The 25,626-nt window shown below is 58.9% G+C and carries 24 protein-coding genes and 1 pseudogene; 6 read left to right on the top strand and 19 right to left on the bottom strand.

The window, feature by feature from the left end; genetic code table 11:
• Positions 1 to 198: 198 nt before the first annotated feature.
• Both CFII64_RS23060 and CFII64_RS23055 read right to left on the bottom strand, forming a co-directional pair.
• Positions 199 to 582: a PaaI family thioesterase gene (locus CFII64_RS23060; protein ID WP_020293264.1), complete on the bottom strand. Its 384-nt coding sequence runs from the start codon at positions 580 to 582 to the stop codon at positions 199 to 201.
• Positions 582 to 2,906: a Tex family protein gene (locus CFII64_RS23055; RefSeq protein ID WP_020293263.1), complete on the bottom strand. Its 2,325-nt coding sequence runs from the start codon at positions 2,904 to 2,906 to the stop codon at positions 582 to 584. Before CFII64_RS23055 ends, CFII64_RS23060 begins: the two co-directional genes overlap by 1 nt.
• Positions 2,907 to 3,212: 306 nt before the next feature.
• On the opposite strand from CFII64_RS23055, the gene ompR reads away from it, so the two are divergent.
• On the top strand, positions 3,213 to 3,953 hold the full coding sequence (ompR, locus tag CFII64_RS23050) for a two-component system response regulator OmpR (RefSeq protein WP_020293262.1): 741 nt from the start codon (positions 3,213 to 3,215) through the stop codon (positions 3,951 to 3,953).
• Between the two features lie 157 nt (positions 3,954 to 4,110).
• Entirely contained in the window at positions 4,111 to 5,433 is a 1,323-nt protein-coding gene (locus CFII64_RS23045; RefSeq protein ID WP_020293261.1) for an ATP-binding protein, read from the top strand.
• Positions 5,434 to 5,539: 106 nt separating this feature from the next.
• Here the strand turns inward: CFII64_RS23045 and rimK are convergent, their stop codons facing one another.
• Genes rimK through CFII64_RS23030 form a run of 3 tightly spaced genes read right to left on the bottom strand, consistent with a single transcriptional unit; the run spans position 5,540 to position 7,724 of the window.
• Positions 5,540 to 6,445 (bottom strand): 30S ribosomal protein S6--L-glutamate ligase, encoded by a 906-nt coding sequence (gene rimK / locus CFII64_RS23040; protein WP_020293260.1) that lies wholly within the window; start codon positions 6,443 to 6,445, stop codon positions 5,540 to 5,542.
• The gene (locus CFII64_RS23035; RefSeq protein ID WP_177325448.1) at positions 6,442 to 6,891 is read right to left on the bottom strand and encodes an ATP-dependent zinc protease; all 450 of its coding nucleotides are present in this window, start codon (positions 6,889 to 6,891) and stop codon (positions 6,442 to 6,444) included. The genes rimK and CFII64_RS23035 overlap by 4 nt, the downstream gene beginning before the upstream one ends.
• 50 nt (positions 6,892 to 6,941) lie before the next feature.
• Positions 6,942 to 7,724, bottom strand: coding sequence for an EAL domain-containing protein (locus CFII64_RS23030; RefSeq protein ID WP_020293258.1), 783 nt, complete (start codon positions 7,722 to 7,724; stop codon positions 6,942 to 6,944).
• A 121-nt stretch (positions 7,725 to 7,845) separates the two neighbouring features.
• Between CFII64_RS23030 and CFII64_RS23025 the strand changes: the two genes are divergently transcribed.
• From CFII64_RS23025 to CFII64_RS23015, 3 genes are all read left to right on the top strand, one after another.
• Complete coding sequence (locus CFII64_RS23025; RefSeq protein WP_020293257.1) at positions 7,846 to 8,253, top strand: RNA-binding S4 domain-containing protein; 408 nt, start codon at positions 7,846 to 7,848, stop codon at positions 8,251 to 8,253.
• A gap of 270 nt (positions 8,254 to 8,523) precedes the next feature.
• Positions 8,524 to 9,426 carry an Hsp33 family molecular chaperone HslO gene (hslO, locus tag CFII64_RS23020; RefSeq protein ID WP_020293256.1) on the top strand — a complete coding sequence of 301 codons (903 nt, stop codon included), beginning with the start codon at positions 8,524 to 8,526 and terminating at the stop codon, positions 9,424 to 9,426.
• Between the two features lie 179 nt (positions 9,427 to 9,605).
• The gene (locus CFII64_RS23015) at positions 9,606 to 11,150 is read left to right on the top strand and encodes a phosphoenolpyruvate carboxykinase (protein ID WP_020293255.1); all 1,545 of its coding nucleotides are present in this window, start codon (positions 9,606 to 9,608) and stop codon (positions 11,148 to 11,150) included.
• 84 nt (positions 11,151 to 11,234) lie between these two features.
• Here the strand turns inward: CFII64_RS23015 and CFII64_RS23010 are convergent, their stop codons facing one another.
• From CFII64_RS23010 to CFII64_RS22945, 14 genes and pseudogenes are all read right to left on the bottom strand, one after another.
• Entirely contained in the window at positions 11,235 to 11,522 is a 288-nt protein-coding gene (locus tag CFII64_RS23010) for a DNA-binding transcriptional regulator (protein WP_020293254.1), read from the bottom strand.
• A gap of 2 nt (positions 11,523 to 11,524) precedes the next feature.
• A complete protein-coding gene (locus tag CFII64_RS23005) occupies positions 11,525 to 11,839 on the bottom strand; it encodes a type II toxin-antitoxin system RelE/ParE family toxin (protein ID WP_044901639.1) in 315 nt (104 codons plus the stop codon).
• A 54-nt stretch (positions 11,840 to 11,893) separates the two neighbouring features.
• Positions 11,894 to 12,520: a bifunctional 2-polyprenyl-6-hydroxyphenol methylase/3-demethylubiquinol 3-O-methyltransferase UbiG gene (locus tag CFII64_RS23000; RefSeq protein ID WP_020293252.1), complete on the bottom strand. Its 627-nt coding sequence runs from the start codon at positions 12,518 to 12,520 to the stop codon at positions 11,894 to 11,896.
• Positions 12,521 to 12,562: 42 nt separating this feature from the next.
• Positions 12,563 to 13,207 carry a methionine ABC transporter permease gene (locus CFII64_RS22995; protein ID WP_020293251.1) on the bottom strand — a complete coding sequence of 215 codons (645 nt, stop codon included), beginning with the start codon at positions 13,205 to 13,207 and terminating at the stop codon, positions 12,563 to 12,565.
• Entirely contained in the window at positions 13,197 to 14,327 is a 1,131-nt protein-coding gene (locus CFII64_RS22990) for a methionine ABC transporter ATP-binding protein (RefSeq protein ID WP_020293250.1), read from the bottom strand. Before CFII64_RS22990 ends, CFII64_RS22995 begins: the two co-directional genes overlap by 11 nt.
• Before the next feature lies 1 nt (position 14,328).
• Positions 14,329 to 15,066 (bottom strand): annotated as a pseudogene (locus CFII64_RS22985) (MetQ/NlpA family ABC transporter substrate-binding protein); the annotation flags it as partial.
• 205 nt (positions 15,067 to 15,271) lie between these two features.
• Positions 15,272 to 16,627, bottom strand: coding sequence for an LLM class flavin-dependent oxidoreductase (locus CFII64_RS22980; protein WP_020293248.1), 1,356 nt, complete (start codon positions 16,625 to 16,627; stop codon positions 15,272 to 15,274).
• A complete protein-coding gene (locus CFII64_RS22975) occupies positions 16,627 to 17,832 on the bottom strand; it encodes an SfnB family sulfur acquisition oxidoreductase (protein WP_020293247.1) in 1,206 nt (401 codons plus the stop codon). Before CFII64_RS22975 ends, CFII64_RS22980 begins: the two co-directional genes overlap by 1 nt.
• Before the next feature lie 24 nt (positions 17,833 to 17,856).
• Positions 17,857 to 19,113: an SfnB family sulfur acquisition oxidoreductase gene (locus tag CFII64_RS22970; RefSeq protein WP_020293246.1), complete on the bottom strand. Its 1,257-nt coding sequence runs from the start codon at positions 19,111 to 19,113 to the stop codon at positions 17,857 to 17,859.
• 517 nt (positions 19,114 to 19,630) lie between these two features.
• Positions 19,631 to 20,359 carry a hypothetical protein gene (locus CFII64_RS22965; RefSeq protein ID WP_020293245.1) on the bottom strand — a complete coding sequence of 243 codons (729 nt, stop codon included), beginning with the start codon at positions 20,357 to 20,359 and terminating at the stop codon, positions 19,631 to 19,633.
• A 575-nt stretch (positions 20,360 to 20,934) separates the two neighbouring features.
• A complete protein-coding gene (gene tcyN / locus CFII64_RS22960; protein WP_020293244.1) occupies positions 20,935 to 21,678 on the bottom strand; it encodes an L-cystine ABC transporter ATP-binding protein TcyN in 744 nt (247 codons plus the stop codon).
• A 2-nt stretch (positions 21,679 to 21,680) separates the two neighbouring features.
• Positions 21,681 to 22,349: a cystine ABC transporter permease gene (gene tcyL, locus CFII64_RS22955; RefSeq protein ID WP_020293243.1), complete on the bottom strand. Its 669-nt coding sequence runs from the start codon at positions 22,347 to 22,349 to the stop codon at positions 21,681 to 21,683.
• Positions 22,346 to 23,143: a cystine ABC transporter substrate-binding protein gene (gene tcyJ, locus CFII64_RS22950; protein ID WP_020293242.1), complete on the bottom strand. Its 798-nt coding sequence runs from the start codon at positions 23,141 to 23,143 to the stop codon at positions 22,346 to 22,348. Before tcyJ ends, tcyL begins: the two co-directional genes overlap by 4 nt.
• A 200-nt stretch (positions 23,144 to 23,343) precedes the next feature.
• Positions 23,344 to 24,351, bottom strand: a complete 1,008-nt coding sequence (locus CFII64_RS22945) for a D-cysteine desulfhydrase (RefSeq protein ID WP_020293241.1) — start codon at positions 24,349 to 24,351, stop codon at positions 23,344 to 23,346.
• A 194-nt stretch (positions 24,352 to 24,545) separates the two neighbouring features.
• On the opposite strand from CFII64_RS22945, the gene epsC reads away from it, so the two are divergent.
• A complete protein-coding gene (gene epsC / locus CFII64_RS22940; RefSeq protein ID WP_020293240.1) occupies positions 24,546 to 25,502 on the top strand; it encodes a serine O-acetyltransferase EpsC in 957 nt (318 codons plus the stop codon).
• Positions 25,503 to 25,626 lie beyond the last annotated feature (124 nt).

Here is a 25,626-nt window from a genome sequence, read left to right as displayed (position 1 = left end):
TGCCGGTGTACAAGGGTGAGGTGGGAACTGGCGTTGTCGCCTGGTTTTGCGCCCTGTCACTATTTCATACAGAGCCTGTTCATGCAGAGCCTGGTTCGAAAACGCCATTACCCGTTGCCCATTCTGGCCACAGCGAACCCGGAAAATTCCGGCGCCGCTTTCGCAACGCCGAAATTAACTCAAATCCGGGGGTGACAGCTAGAGCACAGCGAACGTGCCTTGTGCTTTTGCGACCAGTTTGTCGCCCTGGACCACTTCGGCTTCGACGACCAGCGTGCGACGCCCCGCGTGCAGCACCTTGGCGATGCACAGGACTTCGCCGTCGGCGACCCCGCGCACGTAGTTGATTTTGCATTCGATGGTCGCGCTGCGCTGATCAAAGCCGTGGGAACTGGAGCAAGCCAGGCCCATGGCGATATCGACCAGGCTGAAAATCGCGCCGCCGTGCATCACGTTGCCGCGATTGCGCAGGTGCGGCTCCAGCGGCAGCGCCACTTCGGCAACGCCGATGTCAAGGCGCCGCAACTGGCAGCCGATGGCGCGAAAATACGCGCTCTCGGTAAGGCCTTCAGGAATGTCCATCAGCGCTTCTTCAGTTGTTTGGCGTTGGCGAACAGCGAAGCCATGGCGTTATTGGCCGGGGCTGCTGCCTGGGTTTCCTTGCGGGGCGCGCTGCTCTGCTGCTGACGCGGGGCCGAGCCTGGCCGTGCGCCGCGAGCGCCGTCGATTTTCTCGCCCGGCGTGTCGCCCATGCGCATCGACAATCCGACGCGTTTGCGCGGGATGTCCACTTCCATGACCTTGACCTTGACCACGTCGCCCGCTTTCACCGCTTCACGCGGATCCTTGATGAATTTCTCGGACAGCGCCGAAATATGCACCAGACCGTCCTGATGCACGCCGATATCGACGAACGCACCAAAGTTGGTGACGTTGGTCACAACGCCTTCGAGAATCATGCCCAATTGCAGGTCCTTCAAATCTTCAACGCCTTCCTGGAACTCGGCGGTCTTGAACTCCGGACGTGGATCGCGGCCCGGCTTTTCCAGCTCTTGCAGGATGTCGGTCACGGTTGGCAGACCGAAGGTTTCGTCGGTGTATTTCTTCGGGTCCAGACGCTTGAGGAAGCTGGCGTCGCCAATCAGGGAGCGGATATCACGGTCAGTCTCGGCAGCGATGCGCTTGACCAGCGGATAGGCTTCCGGGTGAACCGCCGACGAATCCAGCGGGTTATCGCCGTTCATCACTCGTAGGAAACCGGCTGCTTGTTCGAAGGTTTTTTCGCCCAGACGCGGGACTTTCTTCAGCGCCGCACGGGACTTGAACGCGCCGTTCTCATCGCGGTGCGCGACGATATTCTGCGCCAGCGTGGTGTTGAGACCGGAAATCCGCGCCAGCAGGGCCACCGAAGCGGTATTCACGTCGACGCCAACGGCGTTCACGCAATCTTCGACCACGGCGTCCAGGCCACGGGCCAGCTTGAGCTGCGAAACATCATGCTGATATTGGCCGACACCGATGGATTTTGGATCGATCTTCACCAATTCAGCCAGTGGATCCTGCAAGCGACGGGCGATGGACACCGCGCCACGGATCGATACGTCCAGATCCGGGAATTCCTTGGCGGCCAGTTCCGACGCCGAATACACCGAAGCGCCCGCTTCGGAGACCATGACCTTGGTCATTTTCAGGCCTGGGTATTTTTTGATCAGTTCGGCGGCGAGCTTGTCGGTTTCACGGCTGGCCGTGCCGTTGCCGATGGCGATCAGGTCCACCGAATGCTTGGCGCACAGCGCGGCCAGCACGGCGATGGTCTGATCCCATTGGTTCTTCGGCACGTGCGGGTAAACCGTGGCGTAGTCCAGCATCTTGCCGGTGGAATCGACCACCGCGACCTTGCAACCGGTGCGCAGGCCCGGGTCAAGCCCCAGAGTAGCGCGCGGGCCGGCCGGAGCGGCGAGCAGCAGGTCGTGCAGGTTGTGAGCGAAGACATTGATCGCTTCGGTTTCCGCGCCTTCGCGCAGTTCGCCGAACAGGTCGGTTTCCAGATGGCTGTAGAGCTTGACCTTCCAGGTCCAGCGCACCACTTCGCCCAGCCATTTGTCGGCAGGACGGTTCTGGTTTTGCAGGCCGAAACGCTCGCTGACCATCATTTCGCAAGGGTGCATGGCGCCCGGCAGTTCTTCGCCGACCTTCATCGCCGAGCTGAGGAAACCTTCGTTGCGACCGCGAAAAATCGCCAGCGCGCGGTGCGACGGCATGCTTTTGAGCGGTTCATCGTGTTCGAAATAATCGCGGAACTTGGCGCCTTCTTCTTCCTTGCCGGCCACGACACGGGCGCTGATCACCGCTTCCTGCTTGAGGAAACTGCGCAGCTTGTCGAGCAAGGTCGCGTCTTCGGCGAAGCGCTCCATGAGGATGTACTTGGCGCCTTCCAGCGCGGCTTTGACATCGGCGACACCTTTTTCGGCGTCCACGAAGCGCGCAGCTTCGGTCTCCGGCGTCAGGCTCGGGTCGTTGAACAGGCCGTCAGCCAGTTCGCCAAGGCCGGCTTCGAGGGCGATCTGGCCTTTGGTGCGGCGTTTTTGCTTGTAAGGCAGGTACAAATCTTCGAGGCGGGTCTTGGTGTCGGCGAGTTTGATATCGCGGGCCAGTTCAGGGGTCAGCTTGCCTTGCTCTTCGATGCTGGCAAGGATACTGATGCGCCGTTCGTCGAGTTCACGCAGGTAGCGCAGGCGCTCTTCAAGATGACGCAATTGCGTGTCATCGAGGCTGCCGGTCACTTCCTTGCGGTAGCGGGAAATGAAGGGCACTGTCGAGCCTTCATCCAGTAGCGCTACGGCCGCTGCGACCTGTTGCGGGCGGACACCGAGTTCTTCGGCGATGCGACTGTTGATGCTGTCCATAAGACCACCTGGAGTTTGTGAGCATATAAAGTGGCTGCGGGCTTCGCGCGTGATGCAGCGTTAAAAACAGCCTTGCTTGCCGACTTTTACAAAATACTGTCGAACTGCCATGTTCAGGCGTTGCCTGACTTCAAGGGCGGCGCATTATACCCAGCGTTGCCCGATTAGGGGATTAGCCGATCAAACCGCTCTATTTGCGCTGGAAAACAGCCGCCAGTGGCGCCCCCGGTAAAATCTGCTAACAATGCACACGGTGCGCATCACAGCAGCTACGCCATAATGCGCGCCGAGATCAAAGGAGCATCTATGAGCAGCACTGCACAAACTGCTGAAGGCGAAAAAATCCTGATCGTTGATGACGATCCGGGATTGAGCAGCCTGTTGGAACGTTTTTTCACCAGCAAGGGCTATCGCGCCCGAGCCGTGGCCAACGTCGAACAAATGGATCGCCTGCTGGCGCGCGAGGTGTTCAACCTTGTGGTTCTGGACTTGATGCTGCCTGGTGAAGACGGCCTGTCAGCCTGCCGTCGTCTGCGCGCCGCCAACAATCAGGTTCCGATCATCATGCTGACCGCCAAGGGCGATGAGCTGAGCCGTATCAAAGGTCTGGAACTGGGCGCTGACGATTACCTCGCCAAGCCTTTCAACCCCGATGAGCTGATGGCCCGCGTCAAGGCTGTCCTGCGTCGTCAGGCTGCGCCGGTCCCAGGTGCGCCGGGCAGTGAAGACGAGTCGGTCAGCTTCGGCGATTACGAGCTGTCGCTGGCCACCCGCGAACTCAAGCGTGGCGAAGAAGTGCATATGCTGACCACCGGTGAGTTTGCCGTGCTCAAGGCACTGGTGATGCATGCCCGCGAACCATTGACCCGCGACAAGCTGATGAATCTGGCCCGTGGCCGGGAGTGGGATGCTCTGGAGCGTTCGATTGACGTGCAGATTTCCCGTCTGCGCCGCCTGATCGAGCCGGACCCGTCCAAGCCACGCTACATCCAGACGGTTTGGGGTGTTGGTTATGTATTCGTTCCAGATGGCGCCGGTAATCGATAATCGGCTTGCGTCAGCCACTCGAAGCCGTTGCCAGTCACGTCGATAACCCTTGAAGGGGTTATCGACGTTTTGGTTTTCGCGTTTCTGCGTTTGACACCATTCGCGATTCGCAAACCCTGCGAGCCTGGCTCGCCCTGCAAAGTGTATAGCTGCAGTTATGAAAACCCCGCTCTGGTTTCCGCAAAGTTTTTTCTCCCGCACCCTCTGGCTGGTGCTCATCGTCGTGCTGTTTTCCAAGGCGTTGACCCTGGTTTACCTGCTGATGAACGAGGACGTGCTGGTCGATCGGCAATACAGCCACGGCGTGGCGTTGACCTTGCGTGCTTATTGGGCGGCCAACGAAGACGACCGCGAAGCCATTGCCGACGCCGCAGGCCTGATCCGTGTGGTGGGCGGCGGCGTACCGGAAGGCGAGCAGCACTGGCCGTACAGCGAAATCTATCAGCGCCAGATGCAGGCCGAGCTGGGGGCTGACACTGAAGTCCGTTTGCGTGTCCATGCACCGCCCGCCCTGTGGGTGCGTGCGCCGAGTCTGGGTGACGGCTGGCTGAAAGTGCCGCTGTACCCGCATCCACTGCGCGGACAGAAAATCTGGAGCGTGCTGGGCTGGTTCCTGGCCATCGGATTGCTGTCCACGGCGTCCGCGTGGATTTTCGTCCGGCAACTCAATCAGCCACTCAAACGCCTGGTCTTCGCCGCCCGCCAACTCGGCCAAGGCCGCAGTGTGCGCCTGCCGGTGAGCGATACGCCCAGCGAGATGACCGAAGTGTACCGGGCCTTCAATCAGATGGCCGAGGACGTCGAACAGGCGGGTCAGGAGCGGGAACTGATGCTGGCCGGGGTTTCCCATGACCTGCGCACGCCGCTGACCCGCCTGCGGCTGTCGCTGGAATTGATGACGGATGAAAACGAACTCACCGAAGGCATGGTGCGCGACATCGAAGACATGGACGCCATCCTTGATCAATTCCTGGCGTTTATCCGCGATGGCCGTGACGAAGAGATTGAAGAAGTCGACCTGAGTGACCTGGTGCGTGAAGTGGTTGCGCCCTACAACAACCCGGAACTCTCGGAAGAACAGATTCGCCTGTGCCTGGAACCCATCCCGCCGTTCCCGTTGCGTCGGGTGTCGATGAAACGCCTGCTGAACAACCTGATCGGCAATGCCATGCATCATGCGGGCAACGGCATCGAAGTGGCGGCTTACGTGTCAGGCGATGCCAATGCGCCTTACGTGGTGCTGAGCGTGCTGGATCGCGGGACGGGTATCGATCCTTCGGAGCTGGAAGTGATCTTCAATCCGTTCATCCGTGGCGATCGTGCCCGCAGCGGCAAAGGCACCGGCCTGGGCCTGGCCATCGTCAAGCGCATCGCAGCCATGCATGGCGGCAATGTGGAACTGCGTAATCGCTCAGGTGGCGGGCTGGAGGCGCGCGTGCGCTTGCCGCTGGGATTGATGTTGCCCAGGGATGCTGTTTGACACCGACTGTAGGACCGGCTTCAGCCGGGAGCATATAAATCCAGGACATCCGATGCAGTTGCATCGGCATGAATGAATTCCTCCCGGCTAAAGCCGGTCCTACGGTTCAGCCTTTCCCTTTAGTCCGCGTCATATGCGGGCCGCTGTTTTTCTCCAGGTATTCGATGATCATCCCGGCGACGTCCTTGCTGGTGGTGACTTCGATGCCTTCCAGACCCGGTGACGAATTGACTTCCATCACCAGCGGCCCGTGATTGGAGCGCAGGATGTCGACGCCCGCGACGCTCAGGCCCATGACCTTGGCGGCGCGAATGGCGGTCATGCGCTCTTCCGGGGTGATCTTGATCAGACTGGCGCTGCCGCCACGGTGCAGATTGGAGCGAAACTCGCCCGGTTTGGCCTGACGCTTCATCGAGGCGATGACCTTGTCGCCGACCACGAAGCAGCGAATATCCGCGCCGCCCGCTTCCTTGATGTATTCCTGCACCATGATGTCCTGCTTGAGGCCCATGAACGCCTCGATCACCGACTCGGCAGCAGTGGCCGTCTCGCAGAGCACGACGCCGATCCCCTGGGTGCCTTCCAGCACTTTGATCACCAGCGGCGCGCCGTTGACCATCTGGATCAGGTCGGGAATATCATCCGGGGAGTGAGCAAAACCGGTGACCGGCAGACCGATCCCGCGCCGGGACAGCAATTGCAGGGAACGCAGCTTGTCCCGCGAGCGGGCGATGGCCACCGACTCGTTGAGCGGGAACACACCCATCATTTCGAACTGGCGCAACACCGCGCAGCCATAAAACGTCACCGAAGCCCCGATGCGCGGGATTACCGCATCAAAACCCTCCAGCGGTTTGCCGCGATAGTGAATCTGCGGCTTGTGGCTGGCGATGTTCATATAGGCGCGCAGGGTGTCGATCACCACCATCTCATGGCCGCGTTCAATACCAGCTTCGACCAGACGACGGGTTGAATACAGACGCGGGTTACGCGACAGCACAGCGATCTTCATGCAGCACCTGTGGCAGAGGTAGTCGAGGCCGGAAAAACCGGCTTGTCCTGAACATAAGTAATGCCGGGATTGACGACCAGCTGGCCGTCGATCAAAGCGTTGGAGCCGAGCAGCAAGCGATAGCGCATTGCTTTGCGGCAAGCCAGCGTGAATTCCACCGGCCAGACGCGATCACCCAAAGCCAGGGTGGTGCGAATGACGTAGCGGACCTGCGCATGGCCGTTGGAGCTTTTAATGGTTTTCATCGCCACCAGCAACGCTTCGCAGCGGCGATGGCGCAACTGAACGACCGTTCCCAAGTGAGCATTGAAGCGAACCCATTTTTCGCCCTCGCGCTCGAAAGGTTCGATTTCCGTGGCGTGCAGGCTTGAGGTGCTCGCGCCGGTATCGATTTTCGCCCGCAGGCCAGCTACCCCCAAATCGGGCAGCGCCACCCACTCGCGCAGGCCGATAACTGTCAGGTGATCAAATGTTTTCAAAAGGGATTCCGTACTTCTTACGCTGTCTGCCAGACACCAGGATCAACCTGGGCCAATGCTTTGAATGCAGGTTTGGCGAACCAGAAGCCTTGCATCAGAAAAATCCCGCAGTCGGCGAGGAAGTCACGCTCTTCGGCACACTCGATGCCTTCGGCGATGACTGTAACGCCCAACTCCGTACACATTGTGACAACCCCACGAACGATAGCCTGACGGACGCGATCGCGGTGAATATCTCGAATTAAATGCATGTCGAGTTTTATCAGGTCGGGCTGAAAATCCGCCAGCAGTCCCAGGCCTGAATAGCCGGCACCAAAATCGTCAATCGCCGTCATGAAACCGAATTCGCGGTATTCACGCAGAATATTGGTCAAATGGCGATTGTTATCGAGGTGTTCGGCTTCGATGGTCTCGAAAATCAGACGGTCCAGCGGGAAGTTATGGGCTCGGGCGGATTCCAGCGTACTGCGGATGCACAGCTCCGGGCGATAGACCGCGTTGGGCAGAAAATTGATCGACAGCCGTTCGTTCATGCCCAGCGCAGCGGCGCCAGCGATGGCGTGCGTGCGACACAGCTGATCGAAGCGATAGCGATTCTGGTCGGTCACCTGACTGAGCACCGACATCGCGCCTTCACCATTGATGCCTCGCACCAATGCCTCATGAGCAAAAACCGACTGGTCGCGCAAATCCACGATGGGCTGGTAAGCGAATGCAAATGAAAAGTCGAGTTCCGGACTGTTTTTGCAGCCGTCGCAGCCGACTTTAGGTGAGGTCAATGACGAAGGAAATTCAGTCATATCGCGCTCCATGAGAAAAAGGCTATTCGGAAGAAACGGGTTTTCACGCCAGTAATCCTGTTACTGGCGGATGACGCCTGACGTAGTACAGTTCTGACTACGGCTTAGTTGAGGAATTCATATGGCACAAAAGTCAGAAGAAGACGACAAAGTTCGTCTGGATAAATGGTTGTGGGCAGCGCGATTCTTCAAAACCCGTGCCCTTGCCAAAGCCGCTATCGAGAGTGGCAAGGTGCATTGTCGGGGCGAGCGTTGCAAGCCCGGCAAGGAACCGCACATCGGCGACGAGATTCTGGTGCGCATCGGTTTTGAGGAGCGAACGGTGGTGGTGCAGGCGCTTTCGACCGTGCGGCGCGGCGCGCCGGAAGCGCAGACCCTGTACAGCGAAACGCCGGAAAGCGTCGCCAAACGGGAAAATGCCGCCGCACAACGCAAGGCAGGCAACCTGGGCATGAGCACCGATGGCAAGCCCAGCAAGAAGCAGCGTCGGCAGCTGTTTCAGTTCCGTGGTTCAAGTAATGACGATTGAGTCCCTGCTGGAGCGAAGCTCGCCCGCGAATCAGACGCCTCGGTGAGCCAGACTCACCGCGTCAGGGTTCTTCGCGGGCAAGCTCTGCCCCAACAGATTACCTGGCAGCCACGCACAACACTCAAACGCATGACTTGGAAGCGCGCAAGATAGCCCATAAAATGCCTCTTATCCGACATGGCAAGTCGCACTACTCACATGCGAAACAGCGCTTTGGCGCCTCATAGACGCTTGCCATCATTCTGTCATCCTTCAGATACCTCTTTCCCTATGCATGATTTACCGGATATCGACTACACCCAGCGCTTCATCTTCGAAGAGACCGACGTGCGCGGCGAGCTCGTTGCGCTGGAACGCAGCTATGCTGAAGTTCTCGCCAAGCATCCATACCCGGAGCCCGTCGCGCAGTTGCTCGGCGAGTTGCTGGCCGCTGCCGCGTTGCTGGTAGGAACATTGAAATTTGAAGGTCTGCTGATTCTTCAGGCGCGTTCCAGCGGTGCCGTGCCGCTGTTGATGGTCGAATGCTCCAACGAGCGCGAGCTGCGTGGCATCGCGCGCTACGATGAGTCGCTGATCGCGCCTGGCGCAGGCCTGCAGGACCTGATGCCCGACGGCTCGCTGACCCTGACGGTCGATCCCCGCCAGGGCAAGCGCTATCAAGGCATCGTGGCCCTGGACGGCGTGGACCTGGCTGACAGTCTTTCCAGCTATTTCGTGATGTCGGAGCAGCTTGGCACGCGTTTCTGGCTACGCGCCGACGGCCATCGCGCCCGCGGCCTGTTGTTGCAGCAGTTGCCCGCCGCACGCATGACCGAGCCGGAAGAGCGTAACGCCAGTTGGGAGCACGTCACCACGCTGGCCAGCACCTTGACGGCCGAAGAGTTGATCAGCCTGGACAACGAAACCGTGCTGCATCGCCTGTTTCACCAGGACCCGGTGCGGATGTTCGAGATGCAACCGATCTGCTTCCGTTGCAGCTGTTCGCGAGAGCGCTCGGCCAACGCGCTGGTCAGTCTCGGGCTGGAAGATGCGCAGCAGTTGGTTATCGAGCACAACGGCGCGGTGGAGATCGATTGTCAGTTCTGCAACGAGCGCTATTTGTTCGATGCGACCGACATTGCGCAGTTGTTCGCGGGCGGCGGTGTGGATTCGCCCTCTGATACGCGTCATTAAACAGGCACGTAACCACGTTGTGACACGCCTGGAGCCATGGTGTCGTTCTTCTGACAGGAGGACCCTACTTTTTTTAGGCTTTTCTGGCATAATCCGGCCCACTTTTCCGCTGTAGTAGTGGTTGTTTTTTTACTACAAAACCGTTTGGAGCACTCGGCCACTGGCCGACGGGGACCCTCATGACGCAAACCAATAACGCTGTGTACACCGATCTGAGCATCGACGAACTGGTCAAGGAAGCTCTTGCCCGCGGCGAAGGCGAACTTTCCGATACTGGCGCTCTGGTTGTGAAAACAGGCCATCGTACTGGCCGCTCGCCGGTTGATCGTTTCATTGTTGAAGAGCCGAGCACCCAGGACGCTATCGCCTGGGGCCCTATCAACCGCAAGTTTCCGGCGGACAAGTTCGACGCTTTGTGGGACCGCGTTGCCGCCTACCTGGGCGAGCGCGAAAGCTTCGTTTCCCACGTTCATGTAGGCTCTGATCCGGCGCACTACCTGCCGGTCAAGATGACCACTGAAACTGCCTGGCACAACCTGTTCGGCCGCTGCCTGTTCATCAACCCTGAACAGTACAACGCTGGCGGCAAGGACGAGTGGCAGATCCAGAACGCCCCTTGGTTCGTCTGCGAGCCAGAGCGTGACGGCACCAATTCCGACGGCACCGTGATCATCAACTTCGCCGCCAAGAAAGTGCTGATCGCCGGCATGCGTTACGCCGGTGAAATGAAGAAAGCGCTGTTCTCGGTACAGAACTTCCTGCTGCCAGCGGTCGACGTGCTGCCAATGCACTGCGCGGCAAACATGGGCGAAGAGGGCGACGTGACGTTGTTCTTCGGTCTGTCCGGCACCGGCAAAACCACCCTGTCGGCTGACGAAAGCCGTTACCTGATCGGCGACGACGAACATGGCTGGGGCGTTGGCGTGGTGTTCAACATCGAAGGCGGTTGCTATGCCAAGTGCATCGACCTCTCCGAGAAGAACGAGCCTGTCATCTGGAAAGCCATCCAGCACGGCGCGGTCCTGGAAAACGTGGTCCTGGACCCGGTCACCAAGAAAGCCGACTATGCCGACGACAGCCTGACCCAGAACAGCCGCGCCGCTTACCCGCGTGAACTGATCGAAAAACGCGCTCCGCTGAACCTCGGCGGCGAGCCTAACGCTGTGATCTTCCTGACGTGCGACCTGACCGGCGTTCTGCCGCCAGTGTCGATCCTCAGCGAAGAACAAGCGGCTTACCACTTCCTGTCGGGTTACACCGCGCTGGTGGGCTCCACTGAAATGGGTTCGGGCAGCGGCATCAAGTCGACCTTCTCCACCTGCTTCGGCGCGCCATTCTTCCCGCGTCCGGCTGGCGAATACGCCGAGCTGCTGATCAAGCGCATCCGCGGCTTCGGCTCCAAGGTTTACCTGGTCAACACTGGCTGGACCGGCGGCGGCTACGGCGTCGGCAAACGCTTCAACATCCCGACCACTCGTGGCGTGATCGCAGCCATCCAGAGCGGCGCGCTGATCGGCGCAGCCACTGAACACCTGGACACCATCAACCTCGACGTGCCGCTGGCCGTACCGGGCGTTGAAACCAACCTGCTCAACCCGCGCAACACCTGGGCTGACAAGGCTGCCTACGACGAATCGGCCAAGGCACTTGCCGGCCTGTTCATCGAAAACTTCAAGAAGTTTGAAGTGAGCGACGCAATCAAGGCAGCGGGTCCGAAGTTGTAAGATTCGGATTGGCTGAATAGAAACCGCCCTTCGGGGCGGTTTTTTATTGCCTGAAGATACGGGTATGAATGGAGTTGGGCAGCTTCAATCTGCCAATGCGTTCAGGACATGAACCGGGTCATTGTGTATGGCTTTGAGCAGGGCTTTAGCGGGGCCGGTAGGTTCGCGACGACCCTGTTCCCAATTGCGGAGCGTGCCCAATTGCACGTCAATGATTGCGGCGAATTTAGCCTGCGAAAGCCCTGTGGCTTTACGTATCGCCTTGATCTGCATGGCGTCGACTGTGAACTCGCGTGAGGGCTGGCGTTCACCGCGAACAATCTCGTCCATCTGGTGGACGCTTTCCATCAGTTCTTCGAAGAGCTTGCTCATCGTTATCTCCAGTGCTCGACCACAGCTTTTAACGCCTTGCGTTCGTCGGCTGTCAGGTCTTGCTGTTCATTTTTAGGGTAGATCATCAACAAGGCGATCTGAGAGGCTGAGACGAAGTGGTAATAAATGACTCTGGCGCCGCCTCGTTTGCCATGTCCTTTTGCAGCTACCCGGATTTTTCGAATCCCACCCGTGCCTTCAATCATGTCTCCTGACGAAGGATTAAGCGCCAGAATATTCTGGAGGCTGGTCAAGGACGCGTCGTCCAGCATCTCTTTGGCGCGCCTGGTAAATATAGGGGTTTCGATAAAAATCATGACGCCAAGTGTACGCCGCTGACTTACTACAAAACAACCCTGACATTGTCGTCTTCATCCCCGCCGCCAAACACTCGCCAGCCACGGCTGCTGCTCCAGCGGCAGGCCTTGGGGTCTGTAGTAATATTCCAACTCTTTGAATCCGGCCTCGGTCAGCAGTGCGCGCCAGGCTTCAAGATCGTGATAGGAGCCATAGCGCGGGCCGTTCCAGCCTTCGCTATTTTCGCCACGGGGATTGGAGCTGAAGAGGACGCCGCCGGGTTTCAGGGTGGCGTGCAGCTGTTGCAGCACCCGTGGCAGTTCCTGCTTGGGGACGTGGAACAACGCGGCGTTGGCGAAGATGCCGTCGAAGCGTTCTGCGGGAAGATTCAGTTCGAGAAAGCTCTGCTGCCAGACTTCGCAACCGGTTTCGGCGCGGGCCATTTCGGCGAAGCGCTCCGAGCCGTCCAAACCGACGGCGATGTGGCCCATGGCGGTAAAGGTCTTCAAGTCGCGGCCTGGCCCGCAGCCGAAATCGAGAATCTGCCACGGCGCCTGACTTTCTATATGCCGCAACAGCGCGGCGATGTTCTGGCTGACGTCGTGGTCGCGGGTGCCTTCGCGGAACGCGTCGGCCACCTGGTTGTAGTGGCCAACGGTGGTCTCGGTGATTTGCGCGAGATCCTGCGGTGCGAGTTTCATGGCGGGTCGTTCCAGGCATTTGATGCCGTGAATATAACCCACTCAGCGTTTGTTCAAACCCCGCGCCAGCCGATCACCGCCCAGCTGGATCACCGCCACCAACACCACCAGCAGCACAATCACGGTCAGCATCACCTGGCTGTCGAAGCGCTGATAGCCGTAGCGATAAGCAATGTCGCCCAGGCCGCCCGCGCCAATTGCGCCGGCCATCGCTGAAGAGTTGATCATCGTCACCAGCGTGATAGTGAAGCCGCCGACGATGCCCGGCAGCGCCTCAGGCAACAGCACGTGCCAGACAATGTGCCAGCGTCGGCAGCCCATGGCCTGGGCGGCTTCGATCAAACCGTGATCGACTTCGCGCAGGCTGACCTCGGCGATGCGGGCGAAGAACGGCGTGGCGGCGATGGTCAGCGGCACCACCGCCGCCCAGACGCCGTACGTCGTGCCGACGATCAGCCGGGTAAAGGGAATCAGCGCCACCATCAGAATCAGAAAGGGAATCGAGCGAAACAGGTTCACGAAACCGCCCAGGACGCGATTCAATCCCGGCGCCTGGTAGATACCGCCTTTGGAGCTGGTGACCAGAATCACCGCCAGCGGGATGCCCAGCAGCAACGCGATGAGCGATGACACGCCCACCATCAGGAAGGTGTCGATAGTGCCTTGTAACAAACGGTCAAACCACATAGCCGACGACCTCCGCGTGTTGCGCCTGTTTACGCGCCCTGATCAACAATTCGTCGCGCGAATGCGGCGAGTCGGCAATCGACAGCAGCAGATGCCCCAGTGCGCGCCCTTGAATACGTTCGACGCCGCCTTGCAACAGGCTCACGCGCCCGCCCAACGCGCCGAACAGCGCGGCCAGATCCGGTTCAACGCCGGTCTCGCCGGTGAAGTGCAGATCGAGCACCACGGCGGCGCCGACGTGCTGCGGCTGCGCGGCGATGCGCGATTGCAGGTCTTCGGGTACGCCGTGTTGCAGCGGCGCGAGCAAGGTTTTGCTGACTTCGTGACGCGGCTCGCCGAACACTTGCCAGACCGGGCCTTGCTCGACGACGCGGCCTTGTTCGAGCACCACAACGCGGTCGCAGATATCGCGAATCACTGCCATTTCGTGGGTGATGAGGATGATCGTCAGGCCGAGTCGCTGATTGATCTCGCGCAGCAGGCCGAGAATCGACTGGGTGGTTTCCGGGTCCAGCGCCGAGGTGGCTTCGTCACAGAGCAGAATCGCCGGATCATGCACCAGCGCGCGGGCAATGCCGACCCGCTGTTTCTGGCCGCCGGACAGCTGCGCCGGGTAGGCCTTGTGCTTGTCTTGCAGGCCCACCAGTTCCAGCAGTTCGGTGACTTTGCGCTGGCGCTGTTCCTTGGGCACGCCCGCGACTTTCAACGGCAACTCGACGTTCTGCCACACGGTCTTGGCCGACATCAGGTTGAAGTGCTGGAAGATCATGCCGATCCGCCGCCGCAGCTCCACCAGCTTGTCTTCATTGAACTCGCCGATGTCGGTCTGATCGATGAGCACCCGGCCGCTGCTGGGTTGCTCAAGGCGATTGATGGTGCGGATCAGCGACGATTTGCCCGCGCCGCTGCGACCGATGATGCCAAAGATTTCGCCGCGCTGAATCGCCAGGTCGATGTTCTGCAAAGCATCGACCGGACCTTGCTGGCCTTGATAGGTCTTGCCCAGATTGATGAAGCGCACGTGAGCGCGATTCAGGTCGGCGTGCAGCTCGGCGTGATGTGCCGAATGCTCTGCGCCCGTGGCTTCGAGTGGCAGTTGGCGTTGCACAGTGGCATTCATATCAGCCTTCCCAGCCAGCTTGGTAGAGCTTGCCGTTGACCTTGTCCAGCGCCGCGCGAACCACCGGCGAGTGCTGATAGATATCGATGAACTTGGCCAGGCGCGGGTCGTTCTTGTGATCGGGTTTGATCACGAACTGAATCACGTATTCGGGGTGATCGAGGCCGTCGAACAGAATCGCCGAAGACGCATCGAAGGTTTTCGCCAGGCGAATGTAGGCCGGATAACCCTGCACCAGATCGGCATCTTCGTAAGCGCGCACCAGTTGCACGGCCTCGACCTGAATCAGCTTGAGCTTTTTCGGGTTGGCGGTGATGTCGTCTTCGGTGGCCTTGAAACCTGTGCCCGGCTTAAGGGTGATCAAACCGGCTTTGGCCAGCAATTGCAGGCCGCGCCCGCTGTTGATCGGGTCGTTGGCAATCGCCACGGTGGCGCCGGTTGGCAGCTCATCGAAGCTTTTGTACTTTTTCGAGTACAGGCCGACGTTGTTGATGATCCCCGGCGCGTAAGGCACCAGATTGAAACCGGCGGCTTCGTTGGCGTTGGTCAGGAACGGGATGTGCTGGAAGTAATTCACGTCGATATCACCCGCCGCCAGGCTGACGTTGGGCGCGATCCAGTCGGTGAATTCCACCAGTTCAACCTTCAGGCCTTGCTTGCCCGCCTCCTCGACAGCTGCTTCCAGCGGGATGGCGAAGGCTGCCGTGGTGCCGACTTTCAAAGGTTGGTCGGCGGCATGGGCGGTAAGTGTCAACAGGCTCAAGGCCAGGGTAGCGATCAGTTTGTTCATGGTGAAATTCCGGTGCGCTGCAAGGTTAGGTTTTATGTTGTGAACGTCGGGTTGTAGGACCGGCTTCAGCCGGGAGATCGGCCTTGTGAACGATACAAACTCATTGGATGTACCAACCTCCTCCCGGCTAAAGCCGGTCCTACGGGAGCATTCTTCAGCGTCGATAACTCGCCCCCACATGCCGCTCCGGCAAGCGCGCGCCGCCTTCGGGAAATAACTTTTCCCGCAAGCTGCCGTTGTCGTAAGCGGTTTTGTACGAGCCACGGCGTTGCAGCTCCGGGATCACCAGATCGATGAAATCCGCGTAGCTTTCCGGGGTGACAATGCGGGTCAGATTGAAGCCGTCCAGGCCGGTTTCCGCGATCCAGGATTCCAGCTCATCGGCCACTTGCTCGGGCGAGCCGATCAGCGTGATGTAGCGCCCGCCCAGCGCGTGTTGATCGAGCAGCTTTTGCCGGGTCCAGTCGTTGTTTTTCAGGTTTTTCGTGGCTGACTGAATGGCGTTGCTTTTCACGTACTGGATCGGCTCGTCCAGTTCGTATTCGGAAAAGTCGATGCCGGTGGACGCCGCAAAATGCGCCACGCCCGCTTCGGCGCTGGCGAACTCGCGGTATTCGGCATGCTTGGCCCGCGCCTCGGCTTCGGTCGCGCCGACGATCACGTTGATACCCATGAACACCTTGATGTCGTCCGGATTACGCCCGGCGGCCACGGCGCTGGCGCGGACTTTGTCCACTTGCTCGCGGGTCGACGGCTTGTTCTGGCCGCTGATGAACACGCATTCGGCGTGACTGCCGGCAAACTGCAAACCACGCTCGGAACTGCCTGCCTGAAACAAAACCGGCGTGCGCTGGGGCGACGGCTCACACAGGTGATAACCCTCGACCTGATAGAACTCGCCCTTGTGCCGCACCTTGTGGACTTTGTCCGGCTGCGCGTAGATCCGCTGTTGCGGATCATTGAGTACGGCGTCGTCCTCCCAGCTGCCTTCCCAGAGCTTGTACAACACCTGCAGGTATTCGTCGGCCTGATCGTAACGGCGATCATGTTCGATCTGCTCGTTCAAACCCATGGCCCGGGCGGCGCTGTCGAGGTAACCGGTAACGATGTTCCAACCCACTCGACCACGACTGAGGTGGTCCAGCGTCGACATGCGTCGTGCGAATAGATACGGCGCTTCGTAGGTCAGATTCGCGGTCAAGCCGAAGCCGAGGTTTTTCGTGACCGCCGCCATGGCGGAAACCAACAGCAGCGGGTCGTTAACCGGCAGCTGGATCGACTCCTTGAGCGGCACGTCCACCGAGTGCTGGTAGACGTCATACACGCCAACAATGTCGGCGATGAACAAGCCATCGAACAGACCGCGCTCCAGCAGTTTCGCCAGCTCGGTCCAGTATTCGAGGGTTTTGTACTGGGTCGAGTTGTCGCGCGGATGGGTCCACAGCCCGTGATTGATATGACCGATGCAGTTCATGTTGAACGCATTGAGCAGGATTTTTTTCTTCGCCATCAAATGGTCCCCCGCAGCGGTGGGTTCTCATCGTTGAGGTAGTAATTGCCGATGGCGTGATACTTCCAGCGCACCGGGTCGTGCAAGGTATGCACCCGCGCATTGCGCCAGTGACGATCCAGGCCATGTTCGGCCAACGTCGCCTGACTGCCGGCCAGCTCGAACAACGTGCTGCCTGCGGCGAGGGAAATCTCGGTGCTGATGGCTCGGGCTTCAGCGACCGCAATGGACGCGGCGGCGACGTTTGCGGCGCTGCTGTCGGCCTGGGCGATATCCAGAAATTCCCCGGCACGATCCAGCAACGCTTCAGCGGCATACAAACGAATGCCCAACTTGCCGAAACTGTGCAGGGTCAGCGGGTCATCCACAGCTTTCTCGATGCCCGAATCGATCCACGGCCGGGTGCGAGTGCGCACGAAATGCAGCGCGTCTTCAAAAGCGGCGCGGGCGATGCCGGTGTCGATGGCGGCATGAAGAATCTGCGCCAGCGGGCCGACTGTGGTGGGGCGCTCGAAGGCGCTCTGGAACGGGATCACATCGCGAGCGTTGACGAAAACCGCTTCAAACACCACCGAGCCGCTGCCCGTGGTGCGCTGGCCAAAGCCGCTCCAGTCGTCAATAACTGTAAGACCCTGACTTTCAGCGGGTACGAACGCCAATTGTTGCACGCCATTTTCGTCGACCACCGAGGTCGGAATCCGCTGTGCGTACAGTGCGCCGGTGGAGTAAAACTTGCGGCCGTTAATCCGATAGCCATCACCGTCGCGAGTCAGGCGCGTGGTGCGGTCATGGGCGGTTTTGGTGCCCAGTTCCGCCAGTGCGTTGCCGAACCTGAAACCTGCCAGCGCTTCGGCGTACAAACGCTTTTGCTGCTCGGGATTGCCGTTCACACGCAATACTTCCAGCGCGTAGAAATGGTTCTGCGGGATCTGCCCCAACGACCCGTCGGCTTCGCTGATCAGGCGAATGACCTTGGCCAGCGTGACATTCGACACACCCGCACCGCCAAATGCCTTGGGTACGCTGATTCCCCAAAGCCCGGAGCGGCTGAACAACTCCAGTTCGGCATGGGGCAGCCGACGTTCACGGTCACGTACGGCACTGTCGCGCTTGAAATGCGCGGCCAGCTCATGGGCGACGCGCAACGCTTCGTGATCGCTGTCGATGATGACAGCGCGCTCACGTGGCGCAGAGTTAAAACTCATAACGATGTTCTCCAGTGGTCTGGTTCAAATCCACGAATGGCGGGCAGGCAGCGTGCCGTTGAGGTGCCATGTGCCAATGGCGTGGTATTTCCAGCGCACCGGATCGTGGAGCGTGTGAACGCGGGCATTGCGCCAGTGCCGGTCCAGGTTGAACTCGGCCAGGGTGGCGCGGCTGCCGGCCAGTTCGAACAGCTTTTCGCTGGCCAGCAACGAGATTTCCGTGGTCAGCACCTTGGCTCGCGCCACCGCAATCGAGGCGCGGGCCGCTGAAAATTCATCGATGGGCTTGGCGTTGACTTCGTCGAGTACCTTGGCCGACTCGCGCAGCAAGGCTTCGGCAGCGTGCAATTCAAGTTTGAGCTTGCCGATGTCAGCGATGACATAGGGGTCGTCGCTGGCCCGTTCGACATGGGCGTCGATCCAGGGCCGCGAGCGTTTTCTGACAAAGTCGATGGTGTCATCGATGGCAGCGCGAGCAATGCCGGCGTCGATCGCGGCCTGAATCAGCTGCGAAACCGCGCCCTGAATATTCGGCGTCAGGGACAGACGCCAGTTATCGACAACCAATGCGCCATCAATCTGCACTTCATCCAGCAGCACCGTGCCGCTTGCAGTGGTGCGCTGACCGAAGCCTGACCAGTCATCGACGATCTGCAAGCCGGCAATGCCGCGCGGGACAAAAGCCATGATTTGCTGGCCTTGCTCGTTGAGCGCTTTGACCGCAACCCAATGGGCGAATAGCGCGCCAGTGGAGTAAAACTTCTGACCGGTTATGACGAACTTTCCGCCGTGGGCGGTGATGCGAGCTTTCAACTCAAGGGTATTTTTCGTACCGCGTTCCGGTCCGGCGTTGCCGATGCGCCGGCCGTCCAGCACGCTTTTGAACAAGACTGCTTGCTGCGCCTCAGTGGCACTGTTCTGCAATAGATGAATGATCCCGAACTGGTTCTGCGGAATCTGCCCCAGCGCCGGGTCGGCAGCAGAAATAATCCTGAACACCTCGGCGATAGTGGCGAATGAAACCTGCGGCCCGCCGTAAGCGCGCGGAATAGAAATGCTGCCCAGGCCACTTTGGGTGAACTGTTCGATTTCCGACCAGGGCAACTGTCGCTCGGCATCGCGTTGAGATGCCTGCACACGAGCCCGGTCAGCCAACTGATGGGCAGCTTCGATAGCCTGGGCGTCGTTTTGCAGAATCACGGCGGCAAGTACAGGCGGGGCGCGGTCCGACTGAAGTGCCGCCGGTGAAGTGCGCAAGGCACGGGCAGCCAGCTCAGACATTTTCCCGGCCTCGGGCGCTGCGTACTCGTTTGCTGTTCTGCCTGTGGATGGGGCGGGAAATGACCATACGAACCTCGCGTCAGACGCCACCTGTGGCGGCAAGATAAATCACGATGTCCGGTGGTCCGGTCTATATACCGTAAAGGCGTATAAATATTTAATAAACGAGTATTTTGGAATAAGCATAGAAGGTGAAAAACCGCGGATTTTCAGACGTGTTGCGCATAGGTCAGACACGAGCCGAAGACCATTAACAAAATGCATATCTTCACTACTTTATTACCTGCCATGAGCATAACCCTCTTACAGTGACGAACTGCTTTCAGAAGGCTAGCAGCGGGTGCCGATCAGGTTTGAAAAAGCCTGTAGGCCGATATTTAGTTCGGTGTAGGAAAACTCCCGGCGCATAGCTCACTGTGAGCCAAGTCACGTTGTATAGCCGCCAGCACCACCAATACGGCAGGCCGGGATAACAGCCCGCGCGTATCAGTGGTGTTTTTCAGCGATACGCGACCATTCACTGACAGCAGTTACTTTGGCGGATGATGTTAATTTCACGGGCGGGGGCCCAGCGCGAATTGTTGCCCACTCGATCAATAATGCAGTAAGTCACGTCCAGTTTCTGTTCTTGCCCGGCGTCCAGGATCAGCGTGGGCGGTACGATGAGGCTGACAGCTTTGCCGACGTTCTCGGCTTTCAAGGGCGGCAGGTCCATGCGCATATCGCCCCAACGCAGGGTGATTTCATCGCTGGGCGCCATGTTGAGATAGGGCTCGATGGCCAGGGGCATGCCGGTTTTCACGTACCGGGCAATCAACCCATAACGGATCACCGCCTCTGGCAACGAAACGGGGGCCAGGCCCTGGTTTTCTTCATCGCTGAGCGTCAGTAGCTGCCCGCCGGGCACATCGAGTTTCACCCGGAGTTTGCGGCTGGGGGAAGTCACCGGCGCTCCACCCACTTTCATAACGCGATAGCAGGTTTTGATCGTCCCTGTTTGTAGGAAACTTTCCGGCACGCGTAGGACTACTGTGTAGCCGATGTCAGACTTACTTAAAAGTTTTGACGCGACGTAACAGCCATCCCAGAACAACTCAATCAAATCTCCTTCATCCATCGTGGGATAAGGGTCGATATTGACTAACAGGTGAGCGGCGGCACGAATACCGACGCCGTGGTTGTGAGCCTGGGGCAGATAGGGCGCGAACAGCTTGGGAATGCTGGTTTTGCAGGGTGCGTGAGGCATGGCTGAGTACTCATGGTTATTTGTTAACTGATGATGAGTCCGTTGGTTTCGGTAATGACGAATGTTGGTTAGTTCACCGAAATACGGCGCGGGATAAGTACCTTAGAGATCAGAGTTGTGGCAAACATTACAATCGGTATGGAATTGGCGCTTGTAATAAGCTCGGGATTTTGAATAAACCTTTATTTTCGAGCTAATGGGGTTTGCGCGCGCCTGTCAATATGCAACGGGGCTAAAGTATCGGCGATACGTGGAATCAGACATTTCCTACACCGACATCACAATGTTATGACCGTGAAGATAGGACTCGTCCCACTTAACTATATGAATAATCATGCGGATGAAAGGTTACTGAGCGTTGGACATGCGGTCCTGACGAATTGGACGATATGGCAACTTATGACGCGTTATTACCACTGTAATGACTGGATAAGTTTGTCGCGACAAAACTGATGAGTCCACAGATGAATACCTGGTCAATCTAGCAGCGGTTTAGATAGGTCAATTGTTGTACAAATGTAAGTCACAGAAAAACAGCGCCGAATGGCGCTGATTTTTTACTGGGCGATGTAGGATCAGGAGCGACTTCGCTCCAGAAATTGCCGGGTCCGTTCTTCGCGGGGGTTGGCAAACAATTCCTTGGCCTCCCCTTGCTCGACGATCACTCCCTTGTCGATAAAGATCACCCGATTGGCCACGTCCCGAGCAAAACTCATCTCGTGCGTGACGATGACCATGGTGCGTTTTTCCTCGGCCAACGCCCGAATCGTCGCAAGCACTTCGCCCACCAGTTCCGGGTCCAGAGCCGAGGTGGGCTCATCGAAAAGAATCACTTCCGGCTCCATCGCCAGCGCCCGCGCGATAGCCACCCGCTGCTGCTGACCACCTGACAAACGCCGTGGATAGGCATTTTCCTTACCCGCGAGGCCGACCTTGGCGAGCAGCTTGCGGCCTTGTTCCATTGCCAGTTCCCGCGCGATCTTCTTGACCACCACAGGGCCTTCAATGACGTTTTCCAGGGCGGTGCGGTGCGGAAACAGATTGAAGTTCTGGAACACAAAGCCCACATGCTGACGCAGTTGACGAATCAGGCCTTGTTGCTGGCTCAAGGGTCGATCGCCATCAATGGCGATATCGCCGACGATGATCTTGCCGCTGGTGGGTTCTTCGAGAAAATTCAGACAGCGCAGCAGGGTGGTTTTGCCCGAGCCGCTGGGCCCGATGATCGCCACCACCTCCCCGGCTTCGACGCGCAGATCAATGCCCTCGAGCACCTGCTGGCCCTTGAATTCCTTGGTCAGTTTTTCAACCACGATCATGGTCAAGACTCCAGGTCATGCCGGTTGACCCGCGCTTCGAGACGGTTTTGCAGGTGCGAGAGCATGGTGGCAAGAATCCAGTAAATGAGAGCCGCGGCCAGATACATGGTGAAGATTTCGAAGGTCCTGGCGGTAATCAGCTGCGCCTGGCGGAACAGCTCCGGCACCTGGATGGTTGCCGCCAGCGCCGTGTCCTTGACCAGCGAGATAAAGCTGTTGCCCAACGGCGGCAAGGCCGTGCGTGCGGCCTGTGGCAGGATCGCCCGGCGCATCGCCTGTCCGCGGGTCATGCCCATACTCGCGGCAGCTTCCCACTGACCGCGATCCACCGATCCGATAGCCGCCCGCAGGATTTCGCACGCGTATGCGCCCATGTTCAACGAAAAGCCGATCAGCGCGGCAGGCAACGGGTCCAGTTCAATGCCCAATTGCGGCAAGCCGTAATAGATCACGAACAGCTGAACCAGTAGCGGTGTGCCGCGAAAGAACGACACGTAGACCCGGGCAATACCGCGCAGCACCATCAGTCGCGACAGGCGCATCAGCGCCAGGCCGAACCCCAGCAGCAAGCCGAAAAACATGCCGCCGAGGCTGAGGAATACCGTGTAGTACGCGCCCTTGATCAGAAAGGGCGCGGAGTCCAGCGCGAGCTTTAGGCTCTCTTCGATCATTTGGTCACGTCAGCGTTGAAGTACTTGTCCGACAGTTTTTTGAGGGTGCCGTCAGCGCGCAGCTTGTCGATGGCCGTGTTGATGGCATCCAGCAGCTCAGGCTCGCCTTTGCGCAGGGCGATGCCAGCTTCCTGACGGGAGAACGGTTCACCGGAAACAGCCAGGCTGTCTTTGGTTTTGCTGACCAGTTCCAGAGCCGCCAGGCGGTCGACCAGAATGGCGTCGATACGGCCTACACGCAGGTCCTGATATTTGGTCGGATCATCGTCGTAGGTTTTGACGATAGCGCCCGGTACATTTTCCTTCAGCCACTGCTCGTAATTGGTGCCCAGGCCAACGCCCACTTTCGCGCCTTTCAGGTCGGCTGCGACTTTAAACTTGTCGGCGTCCTTCTTCTGTACCAACGCCTGGATACCGGAGATGGTGTAAGGCGTGGAGAAGTCATACTTCTTTTTGCGTTCTTCGGAAATAGTGACCTGGTTGATCACCACATCCAGACGTTTGGATTCCAGTGCCGCGAGGATGCCGGCCCATGGTGTTTGCTGCAGTTTGGCCTTTACGCCCAGTTCCTTGGCCAATGCTTCGGAAAACTCGACTTCGAAGCCGGCCAGCTTGCCGCTTTCGTCGACGAAGCTGAACGGCGGGTAAGTGCCTTCCAGACCCACGTTGATGGTGCCGCTGTCTTTGATTTTCTGCAGCTGATCACCGGCCACGGCTTGGCCGATCAGGCCTGAGCCGAGCACCAGGCTCAGGGTTGAAAGCAGAAACGTACGACGGATTGCGGAAGTAATCATGACTAGCCCCATATTTTGTTGTTGATGTCAGGCAAGAATCGGACCCGACGAAAGCTACGTTGGCACCAAAAGTTTATCCAGCTTTTTCAAGACGCTCGATGCGCCAGCATCGCTGCTGGCGGCGATCATAAAAGCCTCTTCTTATAATGCAAAATAATCAAAATCACATTTCATATATGTTTTTTGCATATGAGGTCAGATCAGTCATCCTGTCCGGAAAAAACGCCCGGGTAAGCAAACAAGGCAGGCGCGCCGCCGGTGTGCAGAAAGATCAGCGGGCCGTCCTCAAAACGCTGGCGGCCAATACCATCAAGCAAGCCCGACATCGCTTTGCCGGTGTACACCGGATCAAGCAAAATCCCTTCGTGACTGGCCATCAATTTGATCGCCGACAGGGTTCCGGCGTTCGGTTCGCCATAGCGCGGCGCGAAATATTCGTCCCACAGTTCGACTTTGAACGCGCCTGGCAACGGTACGCCCAGCAGTTCGGCGGTACGCTCGGCAAGACCCTGCACCTTGGGCCGCTGCGCCTCGTCGGTACGCGATACCGTCACGCCAACCACCGGCAGATTGGGCAGCACTTCAGCCAGCGCCAACGCCAGGCCGCTGTGAGTACCGGCGCTGCCGGAAGCGAGCACCACGGCGGCGAAATCCAGCCCGGTCTGCTTGATCTGCTCAGCCAACTCCAGGCCTGCACGCACATAACCCAGCGCGCCTACGGCACTGGAGCCGCCGATGGGGACGAGATACGGCTTCTTGCCGCTGGACTGGAGACGAGCCGCGAGGGCTTGCAGCAGCTCATCGGCGTTGTCCAGGTTTTCCACCAGCTCGACCTTGGCATCAAACAGGTCCAGCAGCAGCCGGTTGCCGTTGTGCAGGTAATTGACGTCGTCAGTGCCGATAGGGTTTTCCAGCAACGCCACGCAGCCCAGACCCAGCCGCGCGGCGAGGGCCGCCGTCTGACGCACATGGTTGGACTGGATCGCGCCGGCTGTAATCAACGTATCGGCACCCTGCGCCAGCGCATCGGCGGCAAGGTATTCAAGCTTGCGCACCTTGTTGCCGCCCATGGCCAGGGTCGTGGTGTCATCGCGCTTGATATAGATGTCGCGACCGGCCCAGACCGAAAGCCGCTCCAGTTTTTCCAGGGCAGTGGGCGCGGCGATCAGATCCAGACGATTGAAACGAGCGAGCTGTGTTTTGATCATGGTGATAGTCAAGCCGTGTAGAGAGTCGCTGGACTATAGGCAGACGTTTCCTACAGGGCAACTCGTTAGGTCTTATGCTTCAAGAGTAGGAGGCCTACAAAAATAGTTATTTTTTTACGCTAAATCTTTGCCGTAGAGTGACCGCACCTGCGGCGAACGTACAAAAAACCGCATCCGAATCAGGAGAAGTCAGCGTGAGCGATATTCCAGAGGCCTCTGCCGAGGGCCGTTCCAGCCACTGGCAGTTGCAGCAAATCGTCAGCCAGTTGCGTCAGGCCCGTAATGACTGGCGCGCCAGCAACGGTCGCGTCAGCGGCGAGCACGGTGGACGCGAGCTGCCTTCGCGAGCGGCGATGCGCGACATCCTTGAAGCGTTGTGCGGGGCACTATTCCCCATGCGCCTGGGACCGGTTGACCTGCGGGAGGAAAGCGAAGATTTCTACGTCGGGCACACCCTTGATGTCGCTTTGAACGCGTTGCTGGCCCAGACCCGCCTGGAGCTGCGCTACGTCGCCCACCAACGCGGCGAAGAAGTCGGCAATCTGAACGAGCGGGCAGTGGAATTGATCCAGGGTTTCGCCAGCGCCTTGCCCGCAATGCGCGCACTGCTCGACACCGACGTGCTGGCCGCCTATCACGGCGACCCGGCAGCGCGCAGCGTGGACGAAGTGCTGCTGTGCTATCCAGGGATTCTTGCGGTCATTCATCACCGGATTGCCCACCATCTTTATAGGGCGGGCTTGCCGCTGCTGGCGCGGATCAGCTCGGAAATCGCGCACTCGGCCACCGGCATCGACATCCACCCCGGCGCACAGATCGGCCGCAGCTTCTTTATCGATCACGGTACAGGCGTGGTCATCGGCGAAACCGCGATCATTGGCGAGCGCGTGCGCATCTATCAAGCCGTGACCCTCGGCGCGAAACGCTTCCCGGCCGACGAAGACGGCCAACTGCAAAAAGGCCACGCACGCCACCCTATCGTCGAGGGCGACGTAGTGATCTACGCTGGCGCGACCATCCTCGGCCGCATCACCATCGGCAAAGGCTCGACCATCGGCGGCAACGTCTGGCTAACCCGCAGCGTGCCGGCCGGATGCAATCTGACGCAGGCTAATTTGTTGCAGCAGCAGGATGATGGGTGTCAGAAGTAGACATCTGATTCTGAAGCCCTAGTCGGGCCTCTCTTGGGATAAATCCTACGGATGCTGTGCGCAGCATCCGACTTTTTGTCGTCTCGTATTGGTGCAAAGTTCTGCCTTTCCCCAGGCCAAGGAC

Origin of the sequence: Pseudomonas sp. CFII64, from assembly GCF_000416235.1 — a bacterium.
Classification (GTDB): Bacteria; Pseudomonadota; Gammaproteobacteria; order Pseudomonadales; family Pseudomonadaceae; genus Aquipseudomonas.
Note: the sequence above shows the minus strand (reverse complement) of the source record. Positions and strands in the feature narration are given on the sequence as shown.